Here is a 17042-nt window from a genome sequence, read left to right as displayed (position 1 = left end):
ATGGGATTGAGATATGAGCAATTTCCAGCCTTCGCCCTCTTTGAGAAACCGAATCAATGGATCTCTGGATCATCCATTTACGGACTACTGGGATGTTTTTGTGCTCAAACACCAGCATCCCGCCAATATTGCTCTCCATGTCATCGGTATTCTGCTTTTCTACGGGCTGCTGTTTTCAGCTTGGATCTTCCATAAGGGTTGGATTTTGCTTGCTTTGCCCCTGACCCAGTTCGTTGGCCTGACTGGCCATTTTCTGTTTGAGCGCAGCCATATCGATTTGCAGGACGCGATCTTTTCCTGGCGAGCCTCTTCCTGTCTGGGTCGGATGCTGTGGCGGTTAATGTTGGGGCAGTATGGGGCGGATATTAAACAGCGTCAGGCTTTGCTGCAAAACTATCAACATTGTGACAAAGACTAACGATCCTGTCCCAGATATTCCAGAAGCAGCCGATGCATAAAGATATACCCCCCACCGACCCGTTGTAGAAAAATTAGCTGACAGGCATGGTCCAGGAATTGGCCATAGTTCCAGGGAATACGATTCTGTTGCCAGAGGAGCAGGCGCAGGGTGACATGCTGCAGACAGGCCAGTCCAGCGGGGGAGAAAAGTCCCAGTAGCAGCCCGATTGCGGCTCCATAAAGGATTGGGAGTTCCAGAATCCGGGCCAGAATGCTTAGGGTTAGAACGCCAACGCCACCAAACACGATTGCATTGCGGGCCGATTGTCGGATGCCCTGATTGGGAAATGTGTTGGTTTCAATCCCAGGACCCGTCAGACCACGCATGAACACAACGATCAGGCCAATACCAAGACCACGAAAGCCATACTGGGTCCATTCTGATAGCGATCGCCAATGCCCAAAGAAGTGGAGGGTGATCAGATTACTGCCCAGGTTGAAAACAAGGGCGACTAGAAGACCGAATCCCAGGCCAATGGCAAAATGGGCTCGGGCCTTTTTCCAGGACCAGCGCAGGGTTTCAACTGGTTCAACCTGGGGCAGCATCAGACCCAGCAGGCTACCAGTTGCCAGCCCGCCAGCCAATCCCAGAATTAGGCCCGAACTCACCCCAATGTTGGGGCTGAACAGTAAGCTAACGTGCAGTCCACCAGCTAATCCGATCGCCAGTCCTCCGGCTCCCCCCACCAGCAGGCTATAGAGCCAGCGTTGCCGATTGCCTCCCAACCAGCTCGGTTGTAATCGCTCAATCAGAAAAATGGTCTGGGAGTCTCGGACCATCTGCCGGGCCAGCCATTGTAACCAGGGAAGAGTTTGGGCTGGTTTATAGGGGCTGTTCCGACCCCGTTGCTGCAGCATTCGCTCCACATAGGTCCGAAACAGGTGATTTTGCCGTTCCTCCAGGGTTTGGTGGGGAGACTCGGTGATGGCTTCACCCCGATAGGCCAGGGTGATGATGCTCAACATCAACGGCGATCGCACCAGTTCCTGCAGAATGATATCGGTTTGCAGGGCTGTCTGCACAGCTTTCAAGTCTGGTCCAGCCCAGGTCAGGTACTGGTTAATCTGAGCGGGGGTGAGGGGACGTAACTGGATAGCAGCCTGAAAGCATAATTGAACGGTAAGGGCCTCATAGTCTCGCAGTCGGCTGCAGAGAACGATCTCCGTTTGCCCGCAGGTTTCCATGAACTGGTTTATGGCCTGGACGCAGACTGCTTGTAAATCAGGTCGAACTTCATCCAGACCATCCAGCATCAGAAGTAACTGCTGTTGGGTTACCCAGCGGCGTCCAATCTCTGGAGACACCTGATATTTAGTTTTTAATTCCTGCACCAGCCAGTTAGCGATGCTGGTTCTTTGTTCGGACCAGGAGGAGAGGTTGAACACCACGGGCATGGGATGCTCAAAATCCTGTTGTGCGCGTTGAAGCAGATCACGGGTCAACTCCAGAAGGGTGGTGGTCTTGCCTGAACCGGGATCGCCTAAAATCAGAAGTGTACGCCCCTGACCCAGTTCGTCAAACTTCTGGATGACGGGCAGGCCAGTCGGCAGGAGTTGTTCCGGACGATCGGACACCTGCCAGACCATGCGCCAGGGGTGTTCTAGGGCATCAGGACGTTCCTCGAAGCCTAACTCCAATCGCACGGTCTGATGGAGGGACTGCTCCAGGACGTTGCGAATCCAGTAGTTCCGGACTTTATTAAGCAGAATTTGACGATGTCGGGCTGTTTCCCGATCCGCTAAAACGGGTTGGGCCACTTTGGGGATGGGCTGGTTCGGCAGATTGCGGGTGGTGGCCTGCAGGGGAGTCATCCCGATCTGCAATGCAGAGGCTGGCGGCAGGGTTACAGCTCCCTCGGTCAGGGACTGGAGCATATCCCTGGCAGTGGCATAGCGATCACGGGGATGGGATTGAATTGCGGTATCCAGGATGGTCGCCAGATGAGGGCTGAGGGCGGGGACCAGTTCGTGCCAACGCTGCTCTCCCGTTTTGGGATCGATCGGCAATTGTTGGGGAGTTTTGCCTGTGAGCAGATAGATGGCAGTTAGCCCTAGACTATACAGATCACTGGCATACACCGGCTTCCCGGCCAATTGTTCAGAGGGCATGAAGCCGGGGGTGCCAACCACGATCGAACGGGTGGACGGGTCTGGGTGTTGATCCAGGAGATTGCGGGCGATGCCAAAATCAATCAACACGGGTTGGTTGTCCCGTTGCCGGAGCAGAATATTTTCTGGTTTGATATCTCGATGGATAATCCCTTTGCCGTGGGCATAGTCCAGAACAGATAAAAGGCTGACCAGCAGCCTGGGGAGGTCTTCTTCCGGGAAAGGACCGTCCCGACGGAGCTTTTGTTTCAGGGTAATCCCCTCAATCCATTCCTGTACGAGGTAGCAGTGCCCATCCTCACAGAAGTAGGCATAGAGGCTCGGAATCTGATCACACCCTTGTCCCAGGTCTTCTAGAATAGCGGCTTCCCGAGCGAACCGGTCCTGCACGATCGGATACCAGGCTGGATTATTGGTCAGGGGATTCAAATGTTTAATGGCACACTTGCGCCCGGAGGGCAGATGGGTGTCTTCTGCCAGAAACGTCTCTCCAAAGCCTCCCCGACCCAGAGTTCTCAGAATGCGGTAACGATGGTTGAGCAATGGGGTCATTGAGTCAGGGTGGGGGGAAGCAACACCATAAAGTGGGTCTGGCCAGTCTGGCTATGCACCTCAATTTTGCCCTGTAATCTTTCCACCAGTTTCTTGACCAAAGCTAGGCCCAAACCTGTTCCCCCATGTTTCCAGGGGTCTTTGTGGGGAATCCGGTAGAACTTGTCAAAAATGCGATCACGCTCCTGGTCTGGAATCTCAACGCCAGAGTTGCTGACAGTGAGTTGAAAATAAGTGGAGGGAGAGGATAGGGGAGATGGGGGAGTTCCAGAAATCCCTGACTCACTGACGACTCTGGCTGTGATTTGGATGGTTTCTCCGGCAGGAGTGTATTTACAGGCATTATGCAACAGTTCAACCAGGATGCGCTCTAGGCTGGATAAATCAGTGGTCAAACGAGGCAGATGCTTGGGAACTTGCAGGATCAACTGCTGTTGCTGCTGACGGGTTCGTTCCATAAAGCCGCTGGCTATTTGGGGAATCCAGCTTTGCAGCGTCACTTCAGTCAGAAACAGGTTAGTAGTCCCAGCATCCAGACGGGCTAAATCCAGCAAATCATTAATCAGACTGATTTCCCGTTGGCACTCCTTATCTAAAATCTGAAAATACTGTACGGCTTTGGCAAAGTTGGCTTGCCGAAAAATGGCTTCTCCTTGGGGGGGCACTCGCTTTTGGGTATCAATGACGCCCAGAAGAACTTCCAGCATCTGTAGGGCCATTTTGATGTTGGACATGGGGGACCGTAACTCGTGGGAGACGGTGCTAAGAAAATCATCTTTGAGGTGGTGTAACCGTTCCAGTTCCTGAACCTGAGACTGAGAAGCCTGGTACAAGCGAGATTGGCGCAGGGCGATCGCACATTGATTGGCGACCTGTTGGACTAGGCGCACTTCCTGATCGTTAAACACATCCTCCTGCCGTTTAAACAGCCAGAGATCCCCCAAAACCCCCTGATCATCAATAATGGGACAGGCCAGAACGGTCAGTAAAAGCTTATCCTGCCGGAGTAGATTCAGCCCCACATCGCAGAACTGACAAAACTCGCCCCGAAAGAGGTGCTGATAAACTTCGGAATGAATGGACTCTGCCAGAATCAGGGTCTGTCCCTGGATTGGGGCGAGGGTTTGGGTAAATTCGTAGGCGATCGTAGAGGTTGTCTGGTCAGCATTGTAAATGCCGGTATCGCAACATTCGACCGCTAGCCCCCGAGCTAGTTCCTGCACAGCAGTCTGAAGAATTTGGGCTTCATCCAGGCTATCTCGGACCTTATCCGTGATCCGTTTTAAGAGGGCTTCAAATTCTAGAGACTGTTGTAGTTGGGCAGTGCGTTCTTGTACCTGGGCTTCCAGGTTTGCGTTCAAATGCTGCACCTGCTGATAGAGCTCAGATTGCTGAATCGCGATCGCCATCTGGCTGCTGATTTGCTTCAGTAAGTCAACTTCCCAGGTAGGCCAGTGGCGAGGCGTCTGGTGATGGGCAATCAGCAGACCCCAGAGGGTTTTATCCTGGACGATCGGAAGCACCAGTTTGGCCTGCACGCCTAACCCCTGGAGAAACTCGGTCAGGCATTCTGGAATATTGCCGATTGTGGCATCTTCTAATTGATAAATTCGTCCTTCGATGTAAGCCTGATAACAATCCGCCGGAAAGACTTCTGGAGGAAAAATGCAATCCAGAATTTTTGCCAGATTGGGGGTGACGGCTTCGGCGATCGCATTGCCGGTCCCATCTGGCCAGATCCGATAGACCAGCAGTCGATCGATCTGTAAGGCCCGTTGAACTTCAATCACAGTGGTGTTGAGAATCACTTTGAGATCCAGAGATTGCCGCATTCGATAGGTAATTTCTGAGATCAGATGTTCTCTTTCAGATTGCTGGATCAGGGCAGCCTCTGCCGATTTCCGGGGTGTGATGTTACCAATATAGCCATGCCAGAGGATGCTGCCATCGGATTCTTTCTGGGGGGTGGCGTGCCCTTCCACCCAGAGGGTATGGCCATCGGCGAATCGGACGCGATATTCGCACTGCCAGATGGTCAGGTGCTCGGCAGATTCCAGAATGGATTGCCTGACCTGCTCCAGATCGTCCGGGTGTAGTCTGTCAAAGACGGCAGATGCATTCTCCCGTACTTCTTCTGGAGAAACCCCGTAGATCTCTCGCATCCCATTACTGGCATAGGGAAAATGGGAACTGCCATCGGGCCGTAATCGATACTGGTAAATTACACCGGGTACATTGCGGGAAATTTGCTCCAGGCGACGATCGGACTCAACCTGACTGGTGACATTGGTGAAAGCACCGACCAATTCTGTCATGGCCCCTGACGGATCGCGCACGGCTGTTAAATGGTCATCGACCCAGATCCAGGTGCCATCCGCCCGTCTGAAACGGTATTGATGGTTGAAGGAACCTCTGGCTCCGGATTTCACCCACTGCCGAACTTTTTGGGCAACATGGGAGAAATCATCAGGATGGACACAGGCTGATAACCATTGGTAGTGATTATGGACCTCTTCCGGAGTGTAACCAGTGAGGGACTGGAGATTTTCCCCAATAAAAAGGGTCTGGGCCAGATTGTCTGGGTTTAAGGCATAGATGACGGCTGGACTAGCCGAAAGTAGGGTTTTGAGCTGATGTTGGGTAACTTGCAGGGCAATTTCAGTTTGTTTCCGGTGGGTGATGTCGGCGGCAAAGCCAATAAACTGTTCAGGGCTTCCAGCCTCATCGTAAACCACTGTGACTTGGGCGGTAATCCAGCAGATGGAACCGTCGGGTCGGACAATGCGGTACTCTCGACTGACTGATCCTCCCTGGAACTGTTGCTGGACTGATCGTTCTACGATCGGGAGATCGTCGGGGTGAATGGCTTCTTGCCAGGATTCAGGATTTTGATACAGGCTTTCACAGGTGCGCCCAAAAATCCCTTCGTAGGCTGGACTCACATAGAGGAATTGACGGGTTTTGGCCGATCGAATGAAGAAGAGTTGGCTGATGGTTCGGGCAATTTCCTGAAATCGTTCCTCACTCTCTCGTAAGGACCGCTCAATCTTGTTGAGATTGTCTTCGATCTGTTTCCGATCCGTAATGTCGATATCAATCCCGTCAACAATGAAATCCCCATTCTCTTGCCAGGAAAATCGGGCGTTATCCCTGATCCATCGGACTTCTCCCGATTTTGCGATCACCCGGTATTCCAGATAATTGGGTTCCAGACTTTGCTGTGCTTCCCGGACTTTGCTCTGGACTAACCATTGGTCTTCAGGATGGAGCAGGCTGAGGAGTTGTGCTGTCGAAAATGCGGTTAATTCTTTAGGGGTATAGCCGAATAATTTCTCTGAACCGTGGCTGACAAAAGAAAGTGAGATCTGCCCATCCGGATGGTAAATAGCTCGATAAACTACCCCTGGCAGATTGCTGACAATGGTATTCAGTTGGCTTTGGCTTTCTCGCAGGGATGCCTCAATCTGATCACAGCCTGCCGCAGGGGAGGCAATACAGACTAGGGGTGGGGTGAGATCGCGGGAGGGCAGCTCTACATCAGTCTGTCGATAGCGTTCCAGTTCCCGTCGCAACGCTTCGTTCGCCTGTTCGAGTTCCAGGGTTCGCTCCCGTACCTGCTGTTCCACAGCCTGTTGGAAAGCTAAGCCCTCGATCGAAAACTCTTGGGTGGGATCATGTTGCATCGACTGTTCGTCGGAAGAATCATGAATGCTAACTTGTTTATGCATTGGCGTGGAGGCAGATTGCCTTATGCACCAGGTTCATGCTGAGGAAGAGCCTGTGATCAGGGTAAACTGACGCCCCTGATTTCCCCCTCACCCCCCTTCAACAAGCCCAGGGCATCGCTTCTCCCCTTACGGGGTAAGGAGAACTAACCCCTTGCTTCCCTCTTGCCCGCTCTGGAAGAGGGGAGGCAGGGAGTGAGGCCTAAATAGGTGTTGGAAGTATACTAATACCTTCTTTAAACTTTATTAATGCTTTTATCTTTCCCAGGCAATTTTTGCCACTAACCTAGTTTAAATCTCTCACATTGATTTGAGAGATTATGTGTGAGAGTCTCAAAATTCACACAAAATTTGATTTCCCTTCTCCCGGCATCGTCTTTTGATTACATTCAAAGAAAAACTGAGAGGGGAGCATAGAGAGCATAAACCTAATTCGGGATAAAAATCCCCCAAAGGACATTGGGTTGTAAAAACCAGAACTAAAGAGGAAAGTCAGAGTTCTAGTTCTGAACAAATTGCCAATAATTTGGCCTAAATCATCTGAACTATGGGCAGTACTGGACTCGAACCAGTGACATCCTGCTTGTAAGGCAGGCGCTCTACCAACTGAGCTAACCGCCCGTTTTTTTCACGCTTAGCTATTGTAGCAGACCTTTTGCTGCTACGATGCAAAAAGCAAGATAGAACATCGGTATTATTGTCTGGCATTATGCCCTCTGGTCAGACCCACGATCGGATTACCCTCTGGAGCTTGCCCTGGATTGCGGGTATCAGCTATGGTTTGACGCGGAATGGGGAACTGACCCTGCTGGTTGCTGGTGGGTTTCTGTTTGGTGGCTTGATGTTTGGTCCTGATCTGGATATTTACTCTCGCCAGTATCTGCGATGGGGATGGGTGAAATGGATCTGGCGACCGTACCAGAAAGTATTGCGCCATCGCTCTTTTTGGTCCCATGGCCCCATGATCGGAACGACCCTGCGTCTGTTTTATCTGGCAGGTTGGATCAGTCTCATTGGGTTGGCAGGTGCAGCGATTCTTCTCCACTTTGGCCACATCGAACCGGATTGGCTGATGGCTTCGGGAGTGATTCGGTCTGCGATCGAAGAATATAGAGGAGAGGCAATCGTCCTCTTCCTGGGGTTAGAACTGGGATCGATGAGCCATAGCCTGAGCGACTGGCTGGGTTCAGCCGCTAAACGCCTCAAGCAACGGCAATTATGGGGAAAAAATCAAGGGCGCAAAACGTTGCGCCCTTCCAGGAAAGGTAATTGAACTTGAAGAGTTAACCCTTGGAAAGAGCAACAGGCAAAAATCCTGGGGGCTAGATTGCCATGTTTCCTTTCAAGGGGAGGACATCAAAAAGATGGGCACCATTCAATTGATGCCGAATCTACCAGAAATCAGGGCTGAGTCTACTCTTCCTCTTCTTCCTCCTCTTCTTCGTCTTCATCATCGAAGTCTTCGTCGTCCTCTTCGTCTTCATCATCGAAGTCTTCGTCGTCCTCTTCGTCTTCATCGTCGAAGTCTTCGTCGTCCTCTTCGTCTTCATCGTCGAAGTCTTCGTCGTCCTCTTCGTCCTCATCATCGAAGTCTTCGTCGTCCTCTTCGTCTTCATCGTCGAAGTCTTCGTCGTCCTCTTCGTCCTCATCATCAACAGCGGCGCTGATATTAGTGCCGGTTGACGCTAAAGCAGTAACCCATGAAATGGGAAAGGAGGTTTCAGGGTCAGTCACAGTGATTGAACGTGTTAAAGACATTGGTTCCTCTAAGGTGAGATGAAACGTCATGCTGTCAAACCTTTTCTACCTGCGAACTGCTTTTCTATGGCGCTTTACGTTTGGGTAGCTAGAACCACCCAACCCCCAACCCATTATTGTTTTGGAGGGTCGATTTGCATTCCATGCAAGCACAAACCGCTATCAATAGAATCGAAGTGCTTCGAAACTCTCCGAAGCAACCATAAAATACTATCTGTATCGAGGACCAACTGAGAGTTTCACTTGATGAAAAATCTTGTTAAGAAGTGTGGCGATCGTCATTGGTCTCAGCAAATGCTTGAAAAGAATGGCCAGGAAGTGGGAGCACTAGGGGGTAACATCTGTCTGGATCCGTCGATCCCACGATAGTTTTCAATTCAATACTCTGGATTGCAGGAGTCGTTTGTGACTGAATCTACCGTTTTGAAAGCATTACAAAACCTGGTTGCGGTTGTAGCAAAGTTGCGCTCACCTGAGGGGGGGTGTCCCTGGGATCTGGCTCAAACACCTCAGAGCCTCATTCCTTACGTGATTGAAGAAGCCTATGAGGTGGTGGATGCCATTCAAACAGGGGATCCTTCTGCGATCGCAGAGGAACTGGGAGATCTGTTGCTGCAGGTTGTGCTACAGTCGCAAATTGCTAGCGAACAGGGGCAGTTCGATCTGGAAGCAGTGGCACAGGGTATTACAGAAAAATTGATCAGACGCCATCCCCATGTTTTTGGAGATGTTGTGGTTCAGACAGTTGACGAGGTGCGCCAGAATTGGGAGCAGATCAAGAGGGTTGAGAAAGGGGAAGACGTTGATGCTACCCCCCTAATGAGTCGGAAACTCAGTCGCTATGCACGGACCTTGCCTCCTTTGACGGCAACTCTGAAAATTTCTCGCAAAGCCGCAACGGCGGGCTTTGAATGGGAAAATGTGGAGGGGGTTTGGGGTAAGTTTGAGGAAGAACTGGCTGAGTTCCAACAGGCTTTGCTACAGGAGAGTAAGGGCCAGCAGCAGGCAGAGCTTGGGGATCTACTGTTCACGATCGTGAATCTGGCCCGCTGGTACGACCTCGATCCTGCGGAAGCGCTTCAAGAAACCAATCGGCGCTTCATCAGGCGATTCTCTCAGGTTGAGGCAGCGGTGGATCGTCCTCTGACAGACTATTCGTTGGAAGAACTGGAGGTGCTCTGGCAACAGGCTAAAGAACGCTTGAAAAGGGATTCACCGTAAGAGGCTTCAGGCTAATGTCTCCGGGCAGTAGCCCAGTCCCATTACGAATTGCTTGCGAAATTCTTCGATTTCACTGCGATCAGGATTTCCATGGGAAACGATCGCAACCTGATAACACCGCATCACCTCTACTGCAGATTGACCAGTTTCCAGGCTCCAGAGGGCCATCTGAATTCTGATTTCAGGTTCGTAGGGAATCCCTAATTCATTCAGATAGGCACGGAAATCTCCATCGTCTTGAGCGTTCAGAGGACGGCTCAACTTAATCTTGACAATCCAGCCGTCAATTTGGTGAATTACGGTCATGAACCGAACTGGCAATTGAGGCGCAGCATGTAGGTGTTCGACAACCCTCAAGGTGAGGCTGGCGTTTGAGAGGTAATAAATGTACTCCATAACTGCAAACCAAACAGATGCTACTCCTTTATTCTTGCGGAGGTTGCTGTAAATCCATAGGGGAGAAGCCCCCGACCTGATATAGGTGTTTTCCCCCAACTTACTGGTTCTGGAGCGGACACAATGCTTAATGGCTGTTTAGGGCTGGTGTATACCGAATATTAAACTGATGATGAATGGGTATAAAGCTGACGCCGCTGATCGACTGCTGACTGCGTATGACTATGACCTGCCGGAGGGGCTGATTGCTCAGAATCCGGTGGTTCCCCGTGATACCTCCAGGCTGCTAGTGGTCAAATCTCCGACAGATTATAGTCATCACATTTTCCGGGAATTACCGAATTTCCTGCGCTCAGGAGATTTGCTGGTTTTGAATGATACCCGGGTAATACCGGCTCGATTGTATGGCTATAAAGCTAGTGGAGCTGCGATCGAAGTCTTGCTCTTGGAGAAGCAGGCCCCTCATCGTTGGGTGGCTCTGGTGAAGCCGGGGAGACGACTGAAACTGGGGGCGGAGATTCTTTTCGGCGAGCCGGTCCATGCCAGACCAATGTCTGAGGCAATCCAACCCCTTTTACGCGCTATGGTCGTGGCTGTGGATGACGCCACCGGGGGACGGATTTTGGAATTTGACTTGCCGCCAGAACAGTCCCTGGAGGACCATTTGGAACGATTGGGTCAGATGCCTCTGCCCCCTTATATCACCCAGTCTCAAGCTAGTTCAGAGCAATATCAGACGGTTTATGCTGAGAAGCCAGGGTCTGCTGCCGCTCCAACTGCCGGATTACACTTCACACCAGAGCTGTTGGAGCGGTTGCAGCATCAGGGCATCGATCGGGCGATCATCACCTTACATGTGGGTGTGGGAACTTTTCGCCCGGTGGAAACGGCGGATATTACGGATCACAAGATGCACAGCGAATGGGTAGAGGTGTCACCAGAGACCGTGGAACGGGTTCGTCGGACCAAAGCTCGGGGCGGGCGGGTGATTGCTGTAGGAACAACCGCGACCCGATCGCTGGAAGGGGCGGCCCAATCTGGGGAATTGTGTCCTCTCTCAGGCAAAGTGGATTTGTTTATCTACCCGGGCTATCAATGGCAGGTAGTGGATGGCTTGGTGACTAATTTTCACCTGCCTTGTTCCAGCTTGTTGATGTTGGTGAGTGCCCTGATCGGTCGTCAACGCTTGCTGGATCTTTATCGAGAGGCGATTGATCACCAGTATCGATTTTTTTCCTTTGGGGATGCCATGTTGATTCTGCCGGAGGCAAGGCAGGGATAGGCCGGTCGCAAGAAGTTCTTAACAAACAGAAATCACCGGGCTGGATTGGAGGGTTTGGCTCGCTTCCAGGACAGCCTGTCTGGCCCAGCGATCGGCGTCTAGAATATCTTCCAGATGAGGATCTGGACGGTTTTGGGCCTGGTAACGATCGCAGGTCTGTTCGATCACCCGGGGAATATCCAGGAATCGGATCTGCTCATCCAGGAAGAGGGCCACGGCCTGTTCGTTGGCTGCATTCAGGACGGCAGGCATGGAGCCACCCGCTCGACCAGCGGCATAGGCTAGTTGCATGCAGGGATACTTCTGGTGATCGGGAGCCCGGAAGGTCAGGTCTCCGGCTTTTACCAGATCGAGTTGGGGCCAGTCTGTGTGGATGCGTTCTGGCCAGGAAAGGGCGTAAAGCAGGGGGAGTCGCATATCGGGCCAACCCAATTGGGCTAGTACGGAGGTGTCCTGCAGCTCAATCAGAGAATGGATGATGCTTTGGGGGTGGATGACGATTTCAATATCGTCATAATCCATGCCGAAGAGAAAGTGGGCTTCGATGACTTCCAGCCCTTTATTCATCAATGTTGCTGAATCCACAGTGATCTTGCGGCCCATCGACCAGTTGGGATGTTTCAGCGCATCAGCAACCTTGACTTCAGCAAGTTTTTCCACCGGCCAATCCCGGAAGGCTCCCCCAGAAGCGGTTAACAAAATCCGCCGTAATCCTCCCTGGGGAACGCCCTGGAGGCATTGAAAAATAGCCGAGTGTTCTGAATCGGCTGGGAGCAATTTGATGCCGTGTTTTTGAATCAGGGGTAAAACAACTGGCCCCCCTGCAATCAGGGTTTCTTTGTTGGCTAGGGCGATATCTTTACCGGCTTCGATCGCCGCGATCGTGGGCAATAGGCCCGCGCAGCCGACGATTCCAGTGACAACGGCTTCAGCTTCTCCATAGCGGGCAACTTCTGTCACTCCGGCCTCACCCCCCAACAGAATCGGCTGGGGGGTGACATCGGCGACAGCGGCCCGCAAATCCGCCAGCTGATCGGCCTCACGAATGGCTGCAATTTGAGGCCGGAATTGCCGGATCTGAGCTGCCAGCATGGCTACATTGCGCCCTGTGGCTAACCCAATTACCCGAAACTGTTCCGGATACTGGGTGACGATCTCCAGCGTCTGAGTGCCGATGGAACCGGTAGAACCTAGGATGGTAATCGCTTTCACAATTGCTTAAGAATTGACCGCAATCTAACTATATGGCAATGCCACGCCACTCCGCTAGGTTTTTGCCACCGGGGGGAATTTGTTTCACTGGTTTTTCACTTTCTCTCCTTAGGATGTGAGCAAGAATGCATAAGAATAGCTATGAATAGTGTCAGCTCTACCGATTTCAAATTACATACCGAGTTAATGGTTGACGCCCTGAAAACTCAGGATCGGAATATCATCCTCCTCTTCCAGCAGCCTTTCACTGCGCTGATGGGGGCGAAATATGTGGCTGATTTGTTCACGGCAGCAATGCATCAATTGGCAAGAACCGATGCCGAAACCTGTGCTTGGGTGCTCAAAAATTGCTATGAACCTAAGCTCTACCTGAAAATGCGAAAGCAAACCTTAGTCTCTGCCATCCGAGTTCTGCGTCAGGATGGATTTGTTCGTGGACAAGACTTTCAGGTGGTCGTCTCCGAACAGATGTGGCTCAATCAGGATGCCAGAGAGAAGCTGATGCGGAGCATTTCAGCCCTCGATCGGGTTCTTCTGGAGGCCATGATTTTGGATAATGACCTGTTTCTGACCGCAATGGCTTGTTAGCCTAACGGGGCTGATATCCCTGGTCTGGCTGTCTGGCGGTTAATATCGCGGCACCTGTGGATTGACCAGCACTGAGTAGGCGTCAATGCCGCCAGCCACATTCTTGACGTTAGTAAATCCTTGTCCGATTAACCACTGGCACATCTGGGCCGATCTCATGCCGTGATGACAGATCACCAGAGTCTCAAGGTCGGGATCAAGCCGGGTCTTAATCTGCTCTCCCCATTCAGAAAATCGGCTCAGGGGAAAGTTGTCAAAGCCCTCAATACTGGCCATCTCCAGTTCCTGGGGCTCTCGCACATCCACCAGTTGAACGTTGTCTTCAGATTGCATTCGTTCGGCGAGCGCCTTAACGCTGATTTCCTGCACTTGCTGCATGGGTGCTATTTTTCCTCAGGGACAAATTTTTGCCAGGAAGGTCATTCCTGATCGGGTAGAATTCATTCCGGTGGTCGGGAGAACTGCTTGACCAGACTTTTTTCTCCAGCGACTATTCTTTCCAGCTACTGTTTATCTAGCCCTCTGATTTGCTGGCTGGATTTCGTCGATCATACCTGGGAGTCTATACAATTGTACGCAGCATTTTGCTGGAGGTGTTGCGCTCTATGGCAGGTCAGGCTCGATCATGGGGGATCCCCATCGGAATTTGCTTGTGGACAGCAAGTATCCACATGGCAGCCCCAATCAGGGCGAATGAAATCACTTCGATGGGGCAGCAGGTGGAAGAAGTCGTTTCTTTCCTGGTTGGAACGATGGATACTTCTGCCCAGGCGGCAGTGAATTCAGAGGTTTCCAATGTCAAACTTGTGGCCTGTCAAGTTAACTTAGACGAAATTCCTGCTGCGCGACGATCGCCAGTCTTCTTTCTTTACCAGGAACAGTTCCTGGTTTCCCGACCGGGTAAACCTTACCGACAAAGATTCCTCCAACTTGCACCAGCATTTGATGGCCGGAGTGTAGAGTCCCTAGCGTTCAAGCCTAAGGATTTGCCGCGTTGGGTGGGCTTTTGCGATCGCCCCCTGATGGAAAGAAAGGTGAGCTGGCCAGATATTGGGACTCCGGTGTGTAGCGTGTTCTTGAAAAAATCTGGCTCGGCCTATTGGGGTCGCACGCCAGCAGATGGATGTCCAGCTCAATATAAAGGGGCTGTCCGAATCACCAATCGGGTTTTGCTGACGGCTGAGGGAATGGAAACCTGGGACCGGGGCTTTGATGCAGCGGGCAAACAAGTTTGGGGGGCTGGAACTGAATCCTACAAGTTTAAGCGAACCCCACAGAGCACAATGCGTTAACTATGCCTTGAACCGAGGAGGTTTTTTAGAAAAAATTCACCGTGAGAGATGCTTCTAGGGGTACGGTGACATACCCCTACAGGTATTTGGTTAGGCAGAAATTACCTTAATAGGCATCCTGGAGTTCGTAGAAATTGGGTGAAATATAGTCCTTGCGTAGAGGCCAACCCACCCAATCCTCTGGCATGAGAATTCGTTTCAGGTTGGGATGCCCTTCGTAGACAATGCCATACATGTCATAGGCTTCCCGTTCCTGGAAATCCGCTGCCTTCCAGATCCAATAGACTGAAGCAATGCGGGGGTCCTGTCTGGGTAGGAACACTTTAAGACGGACTTCTTCCACCTGACTCACATCATTGCTGACTTTAACCAGGTGATAGAAACTGACCAGATCCTGCCCTGGACCGAGGTCATATCCACCCTGACACTGCAGGTAGTTAAACCCATAGGCGTAAAGGGCAGTGGCGATCGGCACCAGGAAATCTCGATCGACCTTAAGAACCTCTACCCCGGATTGATCTCGTTCCAGGGTTTCGTGGTCAAAACCATTATCTATCAACCAGCGAGAAACAGAACCAGCTTCAGCCAAGGAAGATCCTGGGGTGGGTTGAATTTGCTCTTCAGCCACGGGAAACCTCCTCTTTCTGTGTGGCAGCCGACATCAGAGCTGGTGGAACAGGCATGCCGATCGCGTCCATCAGTTCTTTCGGGGGAGCCTGACGGGCATCGGATTGCAGATATTGGCCTGTCAGAATCGGGGAAACGACCTTCATTTTGTGAGGAGCTGTGTAGTAGCGATGGGTTTGATCCAGCCGCCCTCGCTCTTGCAGGGAGTCGTTAGTAATTTTCTTGCGTAGCTTGATAATGGCATCAATAATCGCTTCTGGGCGTGGAGGGCAGCCAGGTAGATAGACATCGACTGGGATCAACTTGTCAACACCCCGGACAGCGCTTGGAGAATCGACACTGAACATGCCGCCTGTGATTGTACAGGCTCCCATAGCAATTACATACTTGGGATTTGGCATCTGCTCGTACAGTCGCACCAGAGCTGGAGCCATTTTCATCGTAATGGTGCCCGCTGTAATGATTAAGTCTGCCTGGCGGGGGGTGGCTCTGGGAATCAGACCAAAGCGATCGAAGTCGAACCGAGAACCAATCAGGGCTGCGAATTCGATAAAGCAGCAGGCTGTTCCGTACAGGAGGGGCCACAGGCTGGAGAGGCGAGCCCAGTTGTAGAGGTCATCGACCGTAGTCAGGATCACATTTTCGGAGAGCTCCTGCGTAACCTGGGGCCGCTCGATCGGGTTCAGCAAGCTTTCCCCGGGTTGCAGCATTGAACTTTGATTTATGACCATTCTAGAGCTCCTTTCCGCCAAGCATAAACGAGGCCAATAACCAGAATCGCGATAAAAATTAGAGCTTCAATAAAAGCGAGCAAGCCCAGGCGATTAAAAGCGACTGCCCAGGGGTATAAGAAAACAGTTTCAACGTCAAAAATGACAAAAACCAGGGCAAACATGTAGTAACGAATATTGAACTGAATCCAGGCACCCCCTGTAGGCTCAATGCCTGATTCATAAGTTGTCCGCCGGGAGGGAGCGATCGGTTTGGGGCTAAGCAACCTGGACATGACTAATGCTGCTACAGGCAGCAGGCTGCATACAATCAAGAAGCCCAACAGGTACTCATAGCCGCTAAGAACAAACACAGTAAGTCTCTACCTGCTAGTGATGGACAAAAATTACCTTAACTATTCTGACATGTCTGATCCAGAGGACAGAGCTGCAAAACCCTCTAAATCCTGAATGAACCACTTAGGAAATGCTAACTCTGAGTATATATTCCTGATCAAGTAATCTGCTGATCACGATCCCTGTGGATTTCTATTGCTTCTATGTCTGCCGCTCTATGGATTTTGCCGATATCATAAGACGCCAGGAGAACTCAAAAAGTATTTGAAAGTATGGTAAGCGCTCTGTGTCATAATTCCTACAGATATTTTTAAGATTTGATCACCCTTTCTCAGTATGAGCACCAGGTAGGCATGAGCACTGAAGTTGTAGATCCAAAAATGCTCGATCGTTACGAGTGTCAGGCTTGTGGTTACGTTTATGAGCCTGTTAAAGGTGATGACAAGCAGAACATATCTGCTGGTACTGCCTTTGATAGTTTACCGATTAACTGGCGATGTCCAGTTTGTGGTGCCCGGACTAAGCAGTTTAAAAGTATTGGCCCTCTGGGAACCCCTTCCGGATTTAGGGAGAACCTGGGTTACGGTCTGGGCGTGAATAGTTTGACCCCAGGCCAGAAAAATATTCTGATTTTTGGTGCCCTGGCCCTGGCTGTGCTCTTCTTTTTGAGCCTGTACGGTCTTCGTTGAGTGCACCAGGATTCCCCAGAATTACTTTAGATATACCCTTGAACAAGTGACATACCTTTGGAACG

16 protein-coding genes and 1 tRNA gene are annotated in these 17042 nt (G+C 51.3%); 7 read left to right on the top strand and 10 right to left on the bottom strand.

Going from position 1 to position 17042, the window contains the following annotated elements; genetic code table 11:
- Positions 1–13 precede the first annotated feature (13 nt).
- Positions 14–418 (top strand): Mpo1-like protein, encoded by a 405-nt coding sequence (locus BST81_RS22165; RefSeq protein WP_075600694.1) that lies wholly within the window; start codon positions 14–16, stop codon positions 416–418.
- On the opposite strand, the gene BST81_RS28240 is transcribed toward BST81_RS22165, so the two are convergent.
- The 3 genes from BST81_RS28240 to BST81_RS22135 form a co-directional block, all read right to left on the bottom strand.
- Positions 415–3120, bottom strand: a complete 2706-nt coding sequence (locus tag BST81_RS28240; RefSeq protein ID WP_171974825.1) for a protein kinase — start codon at positions 3118–3120, stop codon at positions 415–417. The two genes, BST81_RS22165 and BST81_RS28240, sit on opposite strands and share 4 nt — an antisense overlap.
- Entirely contained in the window at positions 3117–6848 is a 3732-nt protein-coding gene (locus tag BST81_RS22150; protein ID WP_083637012.1) for a PAS domain-containing protein, read from the bottom strand. The genes BST81_RS28240 and BST81_RS22150 overlap by 4 nt, the downstream gene beginning before the upstream one ends.
- A 545-nt stretch (positions 6849–7393) precedes the next feature.
- Positions 7394–7466 (bottom strand) — tRNA-Val (locus BST81_RS22135).
- An 88-nt stretch (positions 7467–7554) separates the two neighbouring features.
- On the opposite strand from BST81_RS22135, the gene BST81_RS22130 reads away from it, so the two are divergent.
- On the top strand, positions 7555–8118 hold the full coding sequence (locus BST81_RS22130; protein ID WP_075600693.1) for a metal-binding protein: 564 nt from the start codon (positions 7555–7557) through the stop codon (positions 8116–8118).
- 140 nt (positions 8119–8258) lie between these two features.
- Here BST81_RS22130 and BST81_RS28235 read toward each other — a convergent pair whose 3' ends face one another.
- Positions 8259–8579, bottom strand: a complete 321-nt coding sequence (locus BST81_RS28235; protein WP_171974824.1) for a hypothetical protein — start codon at positions 8577–8579, stop codon at positions 8259–8261.
- Between the two features lie 429 nt (positions 8580–9008).
- Between BST81_RS28235 and mazG the strand changes: the two genes are divergently transcribed.
- Positions 9009–9824 (top strand): nucleoside triphosphate pyrophosphohydrolase, encoded by an 816-nt coding sequence (mazG, locus tag BST81_RS22120; RefSeq protein ID WP_083637011.1) that lies wholly within the window; start codon positions 9009–9011, stop codon positions 9822–9824.
- A gap of 6 nt (positions 9825–9830) precedes the next feature.
- Here mazG and BST81_RS22115 read toward each other — a convergent pair whose 3' ends face one another.
- Positions 9831–10220, bottom strand: coding sequence for a DUF732 domain-containing protein (locus BST81_RS22115; protein ID WP_075600691.1), 390 nt, complete (start codon positions 10218–10220; stop codon positions 9831–9833).
- Between the two features lie 169 nt (positions 10221–10389).
- Between BST81_RS22115 and queA the strand changes: the two genes are divergently transcribed.
- Positions 10390–11502, top strand: a complete 1113-nt coding sequence (queA, locus tag BST81_RS22110) for a tRNA preQ1(34) S-adenosylmethionine ribosyltransferase-isomerase QueA (protein ID WP_075600690.1) — start codon at positions 10390–10392, stop codon at positions 11500–11502.
- A gap of 18 nt (positions 11503–11520) precedes the next feature.
- On the opposite strand, the gene dxr is transcribed toward queA, so the two are convergent.
- On the bottom strand, positions 11521–12714 hold the full coding sequence (gene dxr, locus BST81_RS22105; RefSeq protein WP_075600689.1) for a 1-deoxy-D-xylulose-5-phosphate reductoisomerase: 1194 nt from the start codon (positions 12712–12714) through the stop codon (positions 11521–11523).
- Positions 12715–12855: 141 nt separating this feature from the next.
- Here dxr and BST81_RS22100 point away from each other — a divergent pair, with 141 nt between their 5' ends.
- The gene (locus BST81_RS22100) at positions 12856–13302 is read left to right on the top strand and encodes a hypothetical protein (protein WP_075600688.1); all 447 of its coding nucleotides are present in this window, start codon (positions 12856–12858) and stop codon (positions 13300–13302) included.
- A gap of 39 nt (positions 13303–13341) precedes the next feature.
- On the opposite strand, the gene BST81_RS22095 is transcribed toward BST81_RS22100, so the two are convergent.
- The gene (locus BST81_RS22095; RefSeq protein WP_075600687.1) at positions 13342–13680 is read right to left on the bottom strand and encodes a rhodanese-like domain-containing protein; all 339 of its coding nucleotides are present in this window, start codon (positions 13678–13680) and stop codon (positions 13342–13344) included.
- 293 nt (positions 13681–13973) lie between these two features.
- On the opposite strand from BST81_RS22095, the gene BST81_RS22090 reads away from it, so the two are divergent.
- Positions 13974–14594, top strand: coding sequence for a chromophore lyase CpcT/CpeT (locus BST81_RS22090; RefSeq protein WP_075600686.1), 621 nt, complete (start codon positions 13974–13976; stop codon positions 14592–14594).
- Between the two features lie 106 nt (positions 14595–14700).
- On the opposite strand, the gene BST81_RS22085 is transcribed toward BST81_RS22090, so the two are convergent.
- From BST81_RS22085 to ndhC, 3 genes are read right to left on the bottom strand one after another with little or no spacing between them, the layout of a single operon-like run.
- Positions 14701–15222 carry an NAD(P)H-quinone oxidoreductase subunit J gene (locus BST81_RS22085; RefSeq protein WP_075600685.1) on the bottom strand — a complete coding sequence of 174 codons (522 nt, stop codon included), beginning with the start codon at positions 15220–15222 and terminating at the stop codon, positions 14701–14703.
- Positions 15215–15931, bottom strand: coding sequence for an NADH dehydrogenase subunit K (locus tag BST81_RS22080; protein WP_253188441.1), 717 nt, complete (start codon positions 15929–15931; stop codon positions 15215–15217). The genes BST81_RS22085 and BST81_RS22080 overlap by 8 nt, the downstream gene beginning before the upstream one ends.
- A gap of 11 nt (positions 15932–15942) precedes the next feature.
- Positions 15943–16305, bottom strand: a complete 363-nt coding sequence (gene ndhC, locus BST81_RS22075; protein WP_075600683.1) for a photosynthetic/respiratory NAD(P)H-quinone oxidoreductase subunit C — start codon at positions 16303–16305, stop codon at positions 15943–15945.
- A 336-nt stretch (positions 16306–16641) separates the two neighbouring features.
- Here ndhC and BST81_RS22070 point away from each other — a divergent pair, with 336 nt between their 5' ends.
- Positions 16642–16977 carry a rubredoxin gene (locus BST81_RS22070; protein WP_075600682.1) on the top strand — a complete coding sequence of 112 codons (336 nt, stop codon included), beginning with the start codon at positions 16642–16644 and terminating at the stop codon, positions 16975–16977.
- Positions 16978–17042 lie beyond the last annotated feature (65 nt).

Origin of the sequence: Leptolyngbya sp. 'hensonii' (genome assembly GCF_001939115.1) — a bacterium.
Classification (GTDB): domain Bacteria; phylum Cyanobacteriota; class Cyanobacteriia.
The sequence above is the reverse complement of the archived record's forward strand: the minus strand, read 5'-3'. Positions and strand labels throughout refer to the sequence as shown.